We start from the raw sequence: 14930 nt of genomic DNA, 5'->3' as shown, positions 1-14930 counted from the left end.
TTCATTTCAGCAGCCGCTGCATCATGATGTCGAAAAAAAGCGGCTGGCTTGATGCCAGGCAAACCTGGGCGTTGGGCTGGCCCTTGGTCTCTCGCGTAAAACCGTCGTCGGTGACGGCGATGCGCAGCGGCGTGGTGGGGCAGCTGGCGGGATCGATCAGCCAGGTGACGGGCACCACGTCGAACAGCGACGGCATATTGCTTGACCACGGCTGGTAGCTGTCGATCCATTGATGGTAGAGCAAGGTGACGGCGTCGGTCAGCGGTGAGCCGTGGCCGAAGATGGCGTTGCGCTCGACTTCGTCGAGGCGGATCTGGGTCGAGTCCAGCGGCATCATGACGAGCGGCACGCCAGAGGCAAACAGCGCCTGCGCGCCGGCAATATCGGACACGATGTTGTATTCCTTGTCGGCCGGTCGCACCGGTACATACTGCGACTTGCGGTAGCCGGCCCGTACCGAGCCACCCATCATCACCACCTGTTTCAGCTTGGCAAAGCCAACCTTGTCGCGCGCGATCGCCGCGCCCACATTCGTCAGCGGCCCCAGCGCCAGCAAGGTGACCTGGCCTGGCTGGCGCGCCGCTTCGCGCAAAATGAAACTGGCGGCGTCTTCCGGTGTTTTCGCCGGCGCCTGCCCGCGCAGCGCATAGCGCGCCTGGGTAAATGGCGTGGGGTTGGCGGTGGCGGCGCCTTGCGCCACGGGAATGCCGGCATGGCCGGTGTCGCGCAGAAAACGTTCCAGCAGGCGCGTGCGCAAGGCCGTGTCGCCCCAGGCGGTGGTGATGCCGATAATCTCGATATCGGGACTTTGCAGCAGCAGCGCCAGCGCAAAGGCGTCGTCGATATCGTCGCCGATATCCATGTCGACGATGACTTTATGGGGAACAGCGGGCGCGGCTGGCGCTGCGCTGGCAGCGCCGGGCAGCAGCATGCTGGTGACGAAAAATGGCAGCAGGGCCGCGCGACGCAGCAGCAAGGAACAGAGGGACATGGCAAACCCGGAGAAGTGAACAAACAGCCGCGATTTTAGCAGCGTGCTGTGCGGCAATCGTTGGATTGCTCGCGTTTGTTTTGCCACTGGCCCATAATGACGCCCATGGAGATGGTATGAAAGTTATATCAATCATGTCAGAATAATCATGGATGGGTGTTTGGAAATGGACGAGTTGAAAGCCAACGATGTGGCGCTGGTGCAGTCGATTGCAGCCGTACCCACCATCATGCGCGTGATTGCGGAAAGTACCGGTTTGCGCTTCGTGTGCGTGGCGCGCGTGACGGAGGATTCCTGGACCACCTGCGCCGTGCTCGACGGCCTGGGTTACAACCTGGCGCCCGGCGATGAACTGGTGCTGTCGAGCACCTTGTGCGACGCCGTGCGCACGCGGCAAACCGCCATCATCATCGACAGCGTGGCCGCCAGCGACCTGTACCGCGACCATCCGACGCCGAAGCAATACCGCTTTGACAGCTATTTTTCGATCCCCTTGTACTGGCAGGACGGGCAATTTTTTGGCACGCTGTGCGGCCTTGATCCGGAACCCCACAGCCTGGCGTCGCAAAAGGTGCGCGATTCGCTGCAGCTGTATGCGGAACTGATTTCGCTGCAGCTGGAAACGGGCAAGCGCATGATCGCCACCGAAGGCGCCTTGCTGGCCGAACGCGAAACGGCCGAGCTGCGCGAGCAGTTCATCGCCGTGCTGGGCCACGATTTGCGCACGCCGCTGGCCTCCATCGTCAATGGTGCAGAACTGATCAAGCTGATGTCACCTGGCAACAAAGCCAGCAAGGTGGCCGAGCGCGTCGCCCGCAGCGGCCACCGCATCGGCGGCCTGGTCGATGATCTGATGGATTTTACTCGCGGCCGCCTCGGTGGCGGCATCCCGCTGGCAATGGTCAGCACGGCCGCCCTGGGTGCGCAACTGGCGCATGCGGTGGCCGAGCTGGAAAGCAGCCATCCGGGCCGGCGCATCCACAGCCAGATCGACCTGCAGTGCGAACTCGTCTGCGACCCCAGGCGCCTGACGCAATTGCTGTCGAACCTGCTGGTCAATGCGCTGATCCATGGCGACGCCAGCCAGGCCATCCACGTGACGGCGCATTGCCGCGACAACGAGCTGCTGATCACCGTCGCCAACCAGGGCCAGCCAATCGCACCGGCCACCCTGGAACGCCTGTTCCACCCCTTCTGGCGTGGCAACCAGTCCAACCCCGGCGCCGCCGGCCTGGGCCTGGGTTTGTATATCGCCTCGCAGATCGCCCGCTCGCACCGGGGCGAGTTGAGCGTCAGTTCGACCGATGCAGGTACCGTGTTCAGCTTCCGCATGGCCCTGCCGGCATAGTTGATCGCACCACCATCAGTTGCTGAAAATCAAGTATCGCCTTGCCTGCCCGTGGCATTGTCGTTTTTCTACGGCAACCGCAGGAGGCGGCGATGGATGGTGGCGATGATTTTCCAGAATTTTTCGAGCAAGACCACCTGCTGGGCGCAAACCGCCCCCTGCGCTTGCGCCTGGCGCCCATGCCGGGGCTGCCTGCGAAAGCCTTGATACCGCAGAGCGTGTTCGGCCGGCAAGCCATCTGCGGCGGTGTCGAGTATCGCGTGCTGTGCGTGTCGTGCCATGCAGGCTTGCCACTGGCCAGCCTGGTGGCGCTGCCAGCTGCGCTCGATATCGTCACCGACCAGGGTCATTTGTCCAGCGTGTGCGGCATCATCACTGAAGCGAGCGCCGGCGACAGCGATGGCGGCCTGGCCAGCTACCAGCTGGTATTCACCGATGTATTTTCCATCATGGAAAAGCGCATCAATACGCGCGTGTTTCGCCGCCAGAGCGATATCGATATCGTCCAGCTGCTGCTTGACGAATGGATACGCAGCAACAGCGTCCTGGCGCATGCCTTCCAGTATGCCTATGCGGATTTTTTTGAAGCGGAAAGTTATCCGCGGCGCGAGTTCGTAATGCAGCACAACGAGTCCGATGCGGCCTTCGTGCGCAGGCTGCTGGCGCGTAGCGGCGTGGGCTGGTTTTTCCGTGCTGGCAGCCCTGGCCCGGCCCATGCGCCGTCCGAACCGTCGCATACCCTGGTGCTGTTCAACCATGCCGATGGCTTGCGGCAGAGCATGGTGGGCAGCGTGCGCTACCATGCGGAACGTGCCACCGAAGAGCGCGATACCCTGAGCGCCTGGAGCGAGGTGCGCACCTTGCAGGCAGGCAAGGTCACCCGCCATCGCTGGAATGAAGAGCATCCGCGCGGTCGCGCTTTCATGTCGGCCGAGATGGCGGCGCAGGGCAGGGGTGGCATGCACGGCAATGCGCTGGCCGCCACCCTCGACGATTACCTGGTGTTGCCGCCACGTACGGCACAAACGGGTGCCTCGGACCATGAAGCGCTGTGTCATCTCGGCATGCTGGCGATGCAGCGTCACGATTACGCCAGCCATTGTTTCCATGCCGAAGGCAGCGTGCGCGACCTGTGCGCGGGCGAATATTTCACCTTGACGCATCATCCCGATATCGATCGCCTGCCTGCGGCTGAACGCGAATTTGTCGTCACCTCGCTGCAGGTGGCGGCGCAGAATAACCTGCCGCAGGCGCTGGCCGCGCGCGTGGCGCGCTTGTTCGAACGCAACCGCTGGCTGCAGCAGGGTGATGCGTTGCTGCAACGCGATTTCAATACAGTGGTGGCGCACGGCCCCTTGCGCCTGCATGTCGCCTTGACGGCAGTGCGGCGCGGCGTACCCATCGTGCCGGCCTATGATCCGCGTACCGATTTGCCGCCGCTGGCGATGCAAAGCGCGGTGGTGGTGGGGCCGGCAAACGAAGAGGTACATTGTGATGCGCATGGCAGGGTAAAGGTGCGCTTTCCCGCCACCCGCCCGGCCGACCATCAGCATGCGAACGGCACCGGCGCAAGCGACAGCGCTGCCGATTCCGCCTGGGTGCGGGTGGCGTCGAGCTGGGCCGGCAATGGACCGGGCAGTAGTCGGCAGTGTGGTTTTCTCGGGCTGCCAAGGGTAGGCAGCGAAGTCTTGCTGGCGTTTCCCGGCGGCGATCCGGACCTGCCGGTGATCGTCGGCCAATTGTATAACCACGGCGCGCAGCCGATTGCCCTGAGCAAGTCGGGAGACCTGCCTGGCAACCGCTATTTGTCGGGCATGAAAAGCCGCGAAATCAAGGGTGGCCGCGCCAACCAGTTGCGCTTCGATGACGCGCCGGGGCAGATCAATGCCCAGCTTGCCAGCGACCATGGCGATACGCAGCTGAACCTGGGCTGGCTGACGCGCGACCGTTCCAACGCCCAAGGTGGGGCGCGCGGCGAAGGCGCCGAACTGCGCACCGAAGAACAACTGTCGCTGCGGGCAAGCAAGGGCATGCTGCTGTCGGCATGGCGGCTGCACAGTGACGAAGGCGGCCAGATGGCGCGCGGCGAGATGCTGGCGCTGATGGAGAACTGCCTGCAGCTGTTCCGCTCGCTGGGCAAGTATGCCGCCAGTCACGAAGGCGGCCAGCCTGAAGAGCAAGCCCAGCAGGAGTTGCAGCAGGCGCTGAAAAGCTGGGAAGGCGCCAGCAATACCGCACCGCGCATGGAACCAGGTGGCGCGCCCCTGATCGCCGTCACGGCGCCGGCCGGCATCAGCTTTGCCAGTTCCAAAGCCATCATCAGTTATTCCGCCAGCAATGTCGATACGGTGGCGCAGCAGCATCTGCAATGGGTGGCGGGGCAACGCTGCAGCGTGAATGCCGGCAAGGGCATTTCGCTGTTCGCCCATGCCGATGGCCTGCGCGCCATTGCCCATCACGGCAAGTTGCTGCTGCAAAGCCAGCACGACGACACCGATATCAATGCAGGGAAAAATCTCAAGCTGGCGGCCAGCGAGGGCAAGATCACGGCCATGGCCGACGAGATCGTGTTGATCTCCAAGCATGGCGCCTTTATCCGCATCGCCGACGGCATTACCTTTGGCAGCGACTCGCCGCTGAAGTTCAATGCGCCCAGTTTTGCCTTTGGCGGCGCGCAAAGCATGGAAGCGCAATTGCCGGGCTTTGCCGATGCCAGGGCCGACCAGCAATTCCAGTTTGAATATGAAGACGATGATGACCAGCAGGAACCGCAACTGGCGCCGCAATCACCGTTTGAAGTGCAACTGGGCGATGGCTCGACGGCGGATGGACGCAGCGACGAGGCCGCCAAGAGCGAGCTGCTGGAACGCGACGCCATGCACCTGGCTGGCATCGAAGTATTCAACAACAAGGATTGACAACAACGGGAGCGGCGATGAGCATCTATCCGAAAGTACCGTATGTGGTGGGCAAGGACGTGACCGTCCTGCATTGCGAACGCACTGTCTGCAAGAAGGTGAAAATACGCCGCAATCTGCCGGGCAATATCATCGTCATCCATGGCGTCAATGATCTGGGCGTCAGTTACAAGGCGGTGGAACACGGCCTGTGCGAGGGCTTGAAAGAGCGCCTGGGGCGCGGCTTTACGCCGGCGTCCTACCGCATGCCGGTGGCGGCCGACAAGGACAAGCTGGAAGAAGACCCGGACGCCGTGTTTTTCAAGCGCAGTTTCAATGAAGAGACGAACAGCCCGGTGATTCCGTTTTACTGGGGCTACCGTGAGGTGTCTGACAAGACCGGCACCATGAATGGCCAGTTTGTCGATCGCCATGGCAACCGGCTGGACAAGGATCTGTCCAAGGAAGGCGGCCCTTTCGGCAACGCCACCAGCAGCCTGCCGGATATGTGGCGCCGCGGCATCTATGCGCCACTCGATCCGATGGGCGATGCCCTGCGGCCGTTGCGCACCGCGCCGGGCCGCATGTATATGGTGCTGGCGGCACAGCGGCTGGCGGCATTGATTTCCATGATACGCGACTATGATACGCAAGAGACGGTGAGTATCGTCGCGCACAGCCAGGGTTGCTTGTTGTCGCTGCTGGCGCAGGCCATGCTGATGGAAAAGGGACTGGCGCCCGCTGACAACCTGATCCTGATGCATCCTCCGTATAGCCTGGTCGATTACATTCCCTCGCTGATAAAAGTGCTCAGCACGCTCGACGGCGGCGAGGATGCTGCCATGGGACCGTATTACCATCTGCTTGACGGGATGCAGACGCTGTCGGCGCGGTTGAAGACACTGGTCAATATCGTGGCTGGAGTGGCGAATGGGGCAGGCAAAGCGGCTGCGCCGGCGTTTGCCGAGTTGAAAGATGACAAGCATCGGGGTATGGTCGGCAGCGGCTGGAAGGCGGAAGCGGACCGCGACAACCGCGGCAAGGTGGTTCTGTATTTTTGCCCGGAAGATATGACGGTGGCGCTCGATAATATCCAGGGCATCGGCTGGGATGGGGTAGCCGATATTGCCACCGGTAGCGAGATCGCGATAGAGGAAAGAGCCTATCTGGAGAACGGCAAGAAAGGTGTTACCAGCATTCCCTTTTTGCGTGATCATGTGCGCAAACCGCTGGAGGAGCTGGGCCAGCATTTTTACCAGCGCGTATTCAGCAACAAGGAAAGGCTGGACCCTGCGACGGGAAAAGTTGGCGTGTCGCTGGTGGGAAAGCCACCGCCGTTCGATTTTCCGTTGCGCCTGCAGACGGAAACAGGGAAGTCACATGTGGAAGTGTCGCAGCGTGGCAATCGTGCGCAACACAAGCAGGGCGCCTGGCCCATCGATACCAAACTCGGCAAAACCGATCAGCGTCAAGGCATCCGCACCATCACGGGCGAAGCCTTGCCCAAGCCCGTGCCGGCAGATTTGCGTGGCACGTCGCAAGTCGATCCTGCCAGCATCCCAACAACATCAAGGATGAGGAATCGCTCAGTCAAAGATCAGGGGCCGGTCGAGGAGGTCGATCCCTGCGAAGCGACGATCGCCCCGACCAGCGGACGCGGCATGCTGGTGCACAAGGAATTTCGTCCGGATCCAAGGGGCTGTGAAAAGTATCCTGACAGAGAAGAATTCCTTGGTGATCAAGACCTGGCCTTGATGACGGCCAGCTATAACAAGGAAAAGGGGCTGGACAAGAAACCCGAGGCTGACCGCCGCACGGTCGTTTCCGCCAAACGCTATCCCGATTGCAATGTCGTGGCCGATATACAGGAAAGCCCGAATGAAGCGCGCCTGCGTTGGCAGCATGAAGTGAGCGCCAAATCGTTTCACAGCTCGATTATCGGCAGCGCGAAAAACCATCGCCAGGTAACGGCGTATGACGTGGCCATCGGCAGCGGCAAGGCCAGTTCGGATCCGAAGTTTTATGCGTATTTGTGTGCGGTGGCGGATTGGCGGATCAGAAAACCAAAGACTAACGATAAACCAAGAAAGGGGATTCTTTTGGAGGAACTATTTCGTGATTCGTATTCTGTTTATTTAAATGTGGAGCCCCCATGGCGAGCTGCAATTATTAATGGAACCATTGACTATTACAACAGCGGTGTCTTGCCTGCAGGACTGCCATTGCTGTCAGGGGGCCTGTGGAAGATTGTCATCTCACACACAAGAACGCTGAAGATGGTGACTTGAAATCCGGCAAAAAATATACATCAATGTCGATCGATGAACGATTACTCAAAGGTGATGATCATGATGGTGCGTTTATTCTGGGTTGTATCGGTTTTGCTTGTCCTGGTTGCGGGAGTGTGGTGGATAACTGCCACCGCAAAGAGCGGTAGCCGGCAGCAGATAGCGCAGCAGCCGTTGGCAGAGGCAAATGCCAGGGCTGGCGAGCAGGCGCGACGCGAGTATGTACTGGAAGTGATAGGACTGGGTGTCACGCTGGACAAGTACCGGCAAGGAAAGCTTTGGGATGCCTTGCAACAGGGAAGTCCTTTCACAACTATCCGCGAGCAGGACCCGAAGAAATATCCGTGGACAGCATCAGACAAGGATGGGACAGGCGGTACCCGAGCCTATGACGCGCTGGAAAACGGGATCAATTTCACGCCAATCTGCTGGGGAATGCCATCGTTTTATGCCGGTACGCCGATACTTGATCCTTCTAAACAGCCGAGTCCGGCTGATCCGATGGCAGGGCTGGTAGCCGGGGCTGTGACCGGTGGATTGCCCATGCATCTCTTCTCGACCGCATCCTGGAAGCTCGACGTGCATCCCGATGATCTGTTGAACGAAGTGTTCGCGTTTTTTGATGCGCATCCGGATGTGCCTTATGTTGTGGTGCACTCCGAAGACAGCGTCGGTACCAGGGATGGAAATCGCAAGCCTGGTGAAGATAGGAAATTGAAGGATGGCTATTACATCCCGGATATGCCAGACGCCACCGCCGTGTTTATCCTGGCGCGCAGGGAGCGAGTCGCATCCATGCTGCCCTATGTATGGGAAGATCCTGAGAATAAATTCGTCAATGAGCAGCTGAGGGCCATGTATTTTGAATTAATGAATTCCTTGGCCTCACCGCCGGACTCCAGATGGTCCAATATCCCTGTGCCCCGCCAACCCACCGTCCCCGAATGGCTCGCCGCCACCGCCAAATTCGCCCAGCGTCCCGATGTCCGTGGCGCTGGCTTGTACCAGTTCAATGCCATCAACCCGTGGATCAACCGTCCGCCGCAAACCTGGAAACCGACGCCGTGGTTTCCGATTCCGTGGAACCGCGCGCAGATGGAGACCTTCGACCGCCTGCCGTCGTTCGGCTTCGTGCACCGTCCGGTGTTTGTCAAATTCAAGGACGAGAACGGCAAGCCGGTGACGCGCCGTGACGAGCGGCAGAAGATCTTCAATGCGGGCTGGCAGGAAGCACTGCAGACCTTGCCGGAAACCGAACGCAGCAAGGGCGCGGCGCGCATTATTGCCGCCACCGGCAAGCAGCCGGCGCAGCATTTGATGTTGGAAAGCATGCTGCACGAGTATGCAGAGCAGGGCGGGCCGGAGCTCGACAGCAGCAAGTCGGCCCAGTTCATCAATACCGACCATCGCTTGGGCAATACGGGCGCGGCCACCTTTTTCGTGCAGATGGCGATCGGCGTGATGGGCAGCTATCGCGACGGTGGCGCCAGCGCGGCCATCAACCTGCGCGACCGCGATGAAGCAAGCATCATTTTCATCACGCCACCGACGGACGCGGTGCGCAAGGAACAGGAGCCACGCGAGATCTTCCGCAGCAGGGTCACGCCGTCCGTCGACCCCGCCAACTATGCGGCGCCGTCGGTGGAAGCCCTGCTGGATCAGCAGGCCGGACATTAAAGGAGCATGCCATGCGCAAAGTCATCCGTCTCGGCGACGCCACCACGCACGGCGGCAAGGTGGTGTCCTGCGCCGCCAGCCACTTCACGGTGGGCGGCATCGCGTTGGCCTGTGTCGGCGACCTGTGCAGTTGCCCGCTCAAGGGCCACAACGGCTGCACCATTTCCAGTGGTAGCGAACGTCACACCATCAATGGCATCGCGGTGGCGTTCGAAGGCGACCGCACCAGCTGCGGCGCGACCCTGATTGCCGGTGGCGCCACTTATGGTGACACCTGAGTTCCCCCTGATCCACCTGCCGCTCATCTATAATTCCTCGACCGACCTCTCAAGGAATTGCATGCAAGTTACTCCCCTGCGTCCACTGGCGCTGCTGGCCTTGTTGGCCTGCAATTTGTCCGCCAGCGCGGCCGAGCGCACGGCCACGGCCGGCGAGCGCAAGTCATTCGACGATTTTTATGCACAGGCGCATCCGAAGGACAAGCCGGCCCGTACGCTGTTCGAGGTACGGCGCGACGATGACAAGCGTGACTGGACTGTCAGCGCCAGCACGGAAGCGGCGCCGCACCGGGGGCAGGGCGCGCTGTGCCGCGCCCATCGCACCACCTTTGTATTGAAGGGCGCCGGCAGGCAGGCGCGCTGGGAAGAGGCCGGCGTCGACTATTACGCCTGGCTCGACCGTGGCGCCTGCCGGCCGGTGGCCGAGCCGGTGCGCTTGCTGCAGCGCGTGCCCGATGCCGAACTCGAAGGCGTGCTGCTGTACCAGAAGCCGCTATTGGCGCGGGCGCGTCTGTTGATGGCGGGCAACACCGAATGCGCGCCGTTGCGGGCCTTGAACTTCAGCCTGGCGGCGGTCGACGTGGGGGCGTCGCGGCCACAGGCGCAAGAGCAGTATGCGCTGGTGTTCAGGAGCGACCGCAACAGTTATGCCCGCATCTGGCTGCGCAAGAGCGGCCAGCAATATGATGCCTGGACGGTGACTTGTCCGCCGGTGCTGTAAACTACGGACCTTGTTTTTTCTCTTTGAGTGCCCGCCATGAACCAGAACTCCACTTCCGCCCGCAGCTGGGGCACCGTCGTCACCCATAGCGACGAGATGGCCATCATCTACCGCTATGTCGATACCTTCCATGACGACTGGGATTTGTCGTCGCAGCCGGACCGCATCATCATTGCCTGGCGCTATGAAGACGAGACCGGCATGCCGTCGCCGAACGAGCGCGAGCATATGGAAGAGCTGGAAGCGGCGCTGGAACCTGTGGTCGAAGCGGACGGTTTTGCCACGCTGGCGCTGGTGTCGACCGGCGAGAACCTGCGCGAATGGATTTATTACACGCAGTCGGGCGAGGAATTTTTCAATCGCCTCAATACGGCGCTGGCGCCGCGTCCGAAGTTCCCGATTGAAATTCGCAGCGCAGCCGACCCGGCATGGTCCACTTATGCAGGGTTCATGGCCGCTCTCCCACAAGGCTGATCAGCTCAACGCTGCGACGACGATGCGCGTGGCGGCGGTAATGATGTCCTGGTTGGTCGGCGCATTTTTTTGTTCGCGCGTGTAGTAGATGGCGATCACCAGCGGCGCGGTCGCGTCGCCGGACGGGTAGGCCACGCCGATATCGTTGACGCTGCCGTAAGCGCCCGAACCGGTCTTGTCGGCCACGCTCCAGCCGGCCGGTACGCCGGCGCGGATGCGCTGGTCGCCGGTGGTGTTGCCGCGCATCCAGGTATCGAGTTGCTGGCGCTGCGCTGCGGGTAAGCTGGTACCCAGCAGCAAACCATCGAGGCTTTGCACGGTGGCGGCCGGGCTGGTGGTGTCGCGTACCTCGCCCGGAATCGCGCTATTGAGTTCGGTTTCCCAGCGTTCCAGCTGGAACACATCATTGCCGATGCTGCGCGCGTAGGCGGTTACTGCCTGCGGGCCGCCCAATATTTTCATCAGGAAGTTCGCCGCGCTGTTGTCGCTGTACTGCAAGGTGGCGGCGCACAGTTCGGCCACGCGCATGCCGGTGGCCACATGTTTTTCCGTGATCGGCGAATAGCTGACCAGTTCTTTTGCTTCATAGCGCACCAGCTTGTTCATCAGATGCGGGTCGCTGGTGCTGCGTGCCAGCACGGCTGCCGCCAGCATGGATTTGAAGGTGCTGCACATGGGAAAACGCTCGTCGGCGCGGTGCTTGAGGCGCGCGCCGCTGCCGGTGTGCAGGGCGGACACGCCCAGGCGCCCGCCGGCAGCCTGCTCCAGCGCTGCCAGTTGCGCTTGGGCATCGAGAGCCGTGGCGGTATTGGATGCGGCATGCAATAGCGCCGTCGGGCACAGCAGCGCGGCGCCGGCCAGGATCAGCAGGTGGCGGCGGGCAGGGTTGAACTCTTCATTCATGGTTGGTTTTCTTTTTCTCGGTGGATATGGTCGCCAGCAACTCGCCGATGGCGTGCAGATTGGCCGGCTTGGTCAGGTGATGGTCGAAGCCGGCTGCGCTGGACTGGCTGCGGTCGTTTTCGCCGCCCCAGCCGGTCAACGCGATCAGCACGGCATGCGCGCCGGCCGGGGTCCGGCGCAGCGCGCGCGCGACGTCGTAGCCGTTCATGCCGGGCAGGCCGATATCGAGAAACACCACCTCGGGCAGGAATTGCGGCGCCGCGGCCAGCGCCTGGGCCCCATCGTGCACCACGTGGGTGGCATGGCCCATGATGTCGAGCACGGCGGAGAGGGTGTCGGCGGCGTCGACATTGTCGTCCACCACCAGCACGCGAAACGGCGCGGCCGCCGTGGGCAATGACTGCGCCATGCCGTCGTCCGTGGCTGGCGTGGTTTGCACCACCAGCGGCAGGCGTACCGTAAATGTGCTGCCCAGGCCGGTACCGGCACTGGCCGCGCTGGCGCTGCCGCCATGCAGCTCGGCCAGGCGCCGCACCAGCGACAAACCGATGCCCAGCCCGCCTTGGGCACGGCCCATGTTCTGGCCCACTTGCGTGAACATGTCGAACACGGTATGCAAGGATGCGGCTGGAATACCCACGCCGCTGTCGCGCACGTCGATTTGCGCTGCGTCGCCGGTGCGGCGTGCCGTCAGCACGATCTGGCCGCCGGCCGGCGTGTATTTGGCGGCGTTGTTGAGAAGATTGCCGACCACCTGCGCCAGGCGCGTGGGGTCGGCATCGAGCGGCAAGGCCTGTTCATCGACATTGACCAGCAATTGATGCTGGTTCGCTTCGATCAGCGGCATGCTCGTTTCCACCGCGCTGGCGATAATGGTTTTCAGGTCCGTGCGTTCGAGCTTCAGTTCGATCTGGCCGCGCGTGATGCGCGCCACATCCAGCAAGTCATTGACCAGATGCACCATCTGGTTCACCTGCCGCTCCATCACGTCGCGCACGCGCGCCACCGTGGCCGGCTTGTCGGCCGCCAGGCGCATGATCTGCAGGCCGTTGCGGATCGGTGCCAATGGGTTACGCAATTCGTGCGCCAGCGTGGCCAGGAATTCGGTCTTGCGACGGTCCATTTCCGACAGGTCGTCGGCAAATTGGCGCAGCTGCTTTTCGGCACGCTTGCGTTCGCTGATATCGGTAAACAGTACCGTCAATTTGACGCTGCCAGGCCCACCCAGGCGGGCGGCAAACACCTCAAACCAGCGCTCCATTGCATGCGCTTCGTTTTCATAGCGCATCGGGTGGCCGCTTTTCAACACCTGGTCGTAGATGTCGAACCAGTGCTGGTCGTGGTTGGGCACGATGCTGCGGATGGTCTTGCCGATTGCGTCGGTCAGGCCCGACTGCTTGACGAAGGCAGGGTTCGCTTCCAGGTAGCGGAAGTCGACCGGATGTCCTTGCTCGTCGTACAGCATTTCAATCACGCAAAAAGCCTGGTCCATCAGGTCGATCAAGGTGCTGTAGCGCTCTTCGCTGCTTGACAGCGCATCTTCCACCTGGCTCTGGCGCGTGATGTCGAGGATTACGCCCGGCAACTGCAAGGGCGTGCCGTCGGCGCCATATTCGGCGCGGCCGCGCGCCAGCACCGAATGGTACTGGCCGTCGACGGCGCGCACGCGGTAGCGCGATTCGAACGGCTGATGCGATTGCAGCGCCTGCTCGATCTGCCTGCCGACCCGTTCGCGGTCGTCGGGATGGATCACTTCCACGTAGCGCGCCAGCGGCGCCGGACCGGAGCTGCTGGTATCGACTGGAAACAGGCGCGCCATATTGCTGTCGACCGTCACTTTGTCTGCCACGATGTCCCAGTTCCAGGTGGCCACGTCGCCGGCGGCCAGGGTCATGCGCAAGGTTTCTTCGTTGTGCTTGCTGGCGGTGATGTCGAGCGAAATGCCGGACAGGCCAATGACATTGCCGGCTGCGTCGCAGGTGCAGGCGCCGCGCATGTGTGCCCAATGCAAGGAGCCGTCGGGCCAGCGCACGCGCACTTCCACCTCGACATCGCTGGCGCTGGTGATCGCCTGGTGCAGCACTGCTTGCCAGCGCAGGCGGTCCGGTTCAAGCATGGCGGCGCTCAAGCGCTGATAGTCCACCGTGCCGCCCTGGGCAAAGCCGAAAGTGGCCAGGCAGGTAGCCGAACACGCCATGCTGCCACTGCCCAGGTCGATATCCCAGGTGCCCATGCGCCCGCCCTGCATCGCCAGCCGCAGGCGCTGTTCGGCTTGCCGCGTGGCGGTCACGTCGGTATGCGAACCAACCCAGACGCTGACGGCGCCGTCGGCGCCGTACACCGGCAGCATGCGGGCGACAACATTGCGGTAGCTGCCGTCGGCGTGGCGCAAGCGGTATTCGGTGGTGCGCACTTCCGATGGATGGGGATAGGCGGCGTCGGCGATGGCGCGGTCGTCGGGATGCACGGCATTCAGCCAGCCCTTGCCCATCAGTTCAGCCGTGCTCTGGCCGGTGTAGGCGCGCCAGGCGGGCTGGTCGGCGTCAAAGTTGCCGGCCGTGCTGGTACTCCAGGCAATGTCGCAATGAGCGCCCAGCAGGGTCCGCGCACGCAGGGCGTTGTCGGCCAGCTGGCGTGCCCCTTCCAGGCGCGCGCTGATGTCGCGGCAGATGGCCAGCACTTGTTGTCCGGATATTTCATCGGGCGGCAAACGATGCAGCAGCACTTGCCAACCGTTGCCAGTGGCGCCGCCGATCAAGGTGGCGTCGCATTGCGCCTGGCCTTCGCGGCGCGCTGCTTGCAGCGCCGTGTGTGTCCGGATATTGTCGCTGGGAATCCATAATCTATCCCAACTGCTGCCATGCAGCATGCGCCGCGCGCTGGGGTTCAGAGCGGACAGCGTGCCGTCGACACTGATGCTGAAGACCAGGTCCGGCGTGACATCGAACAGGAACGGTACCGCATGGTTGGCGGCAGTGGCAGGCGAGGTCGGGCGGGGTTCGGGCATGGACACGGTCGGCTATGGTACGCGGACTGCAGCTGCACCGGTATGGGGCAGCGCAGCGAATGTAATTATTGCGATATTACAGGTTTTACGGACCCGGGCGTTTTCGCTTGCAGCCATGCCACACTTTTTTGTGGCTCTTTTGAAAAGTATGAAAACCACCATGAAATACCTGAAAAAGAGGTCTTTGTGGCTGAATAACCACTATCCAGGCCATTCTTTGGATGAATGGTTGTGCATGGCAACAATATTCTTGCGGCCAAAGACGCGCTTGAATTAAATTGGCGCCTTGTTTTTAAAGTTGGCGTCTGCGAGACATCGAGACGATGCGGGCATGACCGCTGCCGGC

At 61.9% G+C, this 14930-nt stretch carries 11 protein-coding genes; 8 read left to right on the top strand and 3 right to left on the bottom strand.

Annotated features, from left to right (window positions below; translation table 11 throughout):
- Position 1: 1 nt before the first annotated feature.
- Positions 2-991, bottom strand: a complete 990-nt coding sequence (locus tag AC0Z42_RS11210; RefSeq protein ID WP_485468299.1) for a nucleoside hydrolase — start codon at positions 989-991, stop codon at positions 2-4.
- Between the two features lie 148 nt (positions 992-1139).
- On the opposite strand from AC0Z42_RS11210, the gene AC0Z42_RS11205 reads away from it, so the two are divergent.
- The 7 genes from AC0Z42_RS11205 (at position 1140) to AC0Z42_RS11175 (ending at position 10674) form a co-directional block, all read left to right on the top strand.
- On the top strand, positions 1140-2339 hold the full coding sequence (locus AC0Z42_RS11205; RefSeq protein ID WP_485468298.1) for a GAF domain-containing sensor histidine kinase: 1200 nt from the start codon (positions 1140-1142) through the stop codon (positions 2337-2339).
- A 92-nt stretch (positions 2340-2431) separates the two neighbouring features.
- Entirely contained in the window at positions 2432-5257 is a 2826-nt protein-coding gene (locus AC0Z42_RS11200) for a type VI secretion system Vgr family protein (protein WP_485468297.1), read from the top strand.
- 17 nt (positions 5258-5274) lie between these two features.
- Positions 5275-7524 (top strand): T6SS effector phospholipase Tle3 domain-containing protein, encoded by a 2250-nt coding sequence (locus AC0Z42_RS11195; RefSeq protein ID WP_485468296.1) that lies wholly within the window; start codon positions 5275-5277, stop codon positions 7522-7524.
- 33 nt (positions 7525-7557) lie between these two features.
- The gene (locus tag AC0Z42_RS11190) at positions 7558-9201 is read left to right on the top strand and encodes a type VI lipase adapter Tla3 domain-containing protein (protein WP_485468295.1); all 1644 of its coding nucleotides are present in this window, start codon (positions 7558-7560) and stop codon (positions 9199-9201) included.
- 11 nt (positions 9202-9212) lie between these two features.
- Positions 9213-9479, top strand: a complete 267-nt coding sequence (locus AC0Z42_RS11185; RefSeq protein ID WP_485468294.1) for a PAAR domain-containing protein — start codon at positions 9213-9215, stop codon at positions 9477-9479.
- 61 nt (positions 9480-9540) lie between these two features.
- Positions 9541-10200, top strand: a complete 660-nt coding sequence (locus AC0Z42_RS11180) for a hypothetical protein (protein ID WP_485468293.1) — start codon at positions 9541-9543, stop codon at positions 10198-10200.
- A gap of 36 nt (positions 10201-10236) precedes the next feature.
- Positions 10237-10674, top strand: a complete 438-nt coding sequence (locus AC0Z42_RS11175; protein ID WP_485468292.1) for a DUF695 domain-containing protein — start codon at positions 10237-10239, stop codon at positions 10672-10674.
- Here AC0Z42_RS11175 and bla read toward each other — a convergent pair whose 3' ends face one another.
- Positions 10675-11577 carry a class A beta-lactamase gene (bla, locus tag AC0Z42_RS11170; RefSeq protein ID WP_485468291.1) on the bottom strand — a complete coding sequence of 301 codons (903 nt, stop codon included), beginning with the start codon at positions 11575-11577 and terminating at the stop codon, positions 10675-10677.
- Positions 11570-14584 carry a hybrid sensor histidine kinase/response regulator gene (locus AC0Z42_RS11165; RefSeq protein WP_485468290.1) on the bottom strand — a complete coding sequence of 1005 codons (3015 nt, stop codon included), beginning with the start codon at positions 14582-14584 and terminating at the stop codon, positions 11570-11572. Before AC0Z42_RS11165 ends, bla begins: the two co-directional genes overlap by 8 nt.
- On the opposite strand from AC0Z42_RS11165, the gene AC0Z42_RS11160 reads away from it, so the two are divergent.
- Complete coding sequence (locus AC0Z42_RS11160) at positions 14583-14861, top strand: hypothetical protein (RefSeq protein WP_485468289.1); 279 nt, start codon at positions 14583-14585, stop codon at positions 14859-14861. The genes AC0Z42_RS11165 and AC0Z42_RS11160 overlap by 2 nt on opposite strands.
- Positions 14862-14930: the final 69 nt, after the last annotated feature.

This window comes from Janthinobacterium sp. 1L-D-8-B-C4 (assembly GCF_057291295.1).
Note: the sequence above shows the minus strand (reverse complement) of the source record. Positions and strands in the feature narration are given on the sequence as shown.

Bases quoted from the DNA above. Each gene is read 5' to 3' on its own strand.
- AC0Z42_RS11210 (WP_485468299.1), bottom strand. From the start codon at position 991: ATGTCCCTCTGTTCCTTGCTGCTGCGTCGCGCGGCCCTGCTGCCATTT.
- AC0Z42_RS11205 (WP_485468298.1), top strand. From the start codon at position 1,140: ATGGATGGGTGTTTGGAAATGGACGAGTTGAAAGCCAACGATGTGGCG.
- AC0Z42_RS11200 (WP_485468297.1), top strand. From the start codon at position 2,432: ATGGATGGTGGCGATGATTTTCCAGAATTTTTCGAGCAAGACCACCTG.
- AC0Z42_RS11195 (WP_485468296.1), top strand. From the start codon at position 5,275: ATGAGCATCTATCCGAAAGTACCGTATGTGGTGGGCAAGGACGTGACC.
- AC0Z42_RS11190 (WP_485468295.1), top strand. From the start codon at position 7,558: ATGAACGATTACTCAAAGGTGATGATCATGATGGTGCGTTTATTCTGG.
- AC0Z42_RS11185 (WP_485468294.1), top strand. From the start codon at position 9,213: ATGCGCAAAGTCATCCGTCTCGGCGACGCCACCACGCACGGCGGCAAG.
- AC0Z42_RS11180 (WP_485468293.1), top strand. From the start codon at position 9,541: ATGCAAGTTACTCCCCTGCGTCCACTGGCGCTGCTGGCCTTGTTGGCC.
- AC0Z42_RS11175 (WP_485468292.1), top strand. From the start codon at position 10,237: ATGAACCAGAACTCCACTTCCGCCCGCAGCTGGGGCACCGTCGTCACC.
- bla (WP_485468291.1), bottom strand. From the start codon at position 11,577: ATGAATGAAGAGTTCAACCCTGCCCGCCGCCACCTGCTGATCCTGGCC.
- AC0Z42_RS11160 (WP_485468289.1), top strand. From the start codon at position 14,583: ATGGACACGGTCGGCTATGGTACGCGGACTGCAGCTGCACCGGTATGG.
- AC0Z42_RS11165 (WP_485468290.1), bottom strand. From the start codon at position 14,584: ATGCCCGAACCCCGCCCGACCTCGCCTGCCACTGCCGCCAACCATGCG.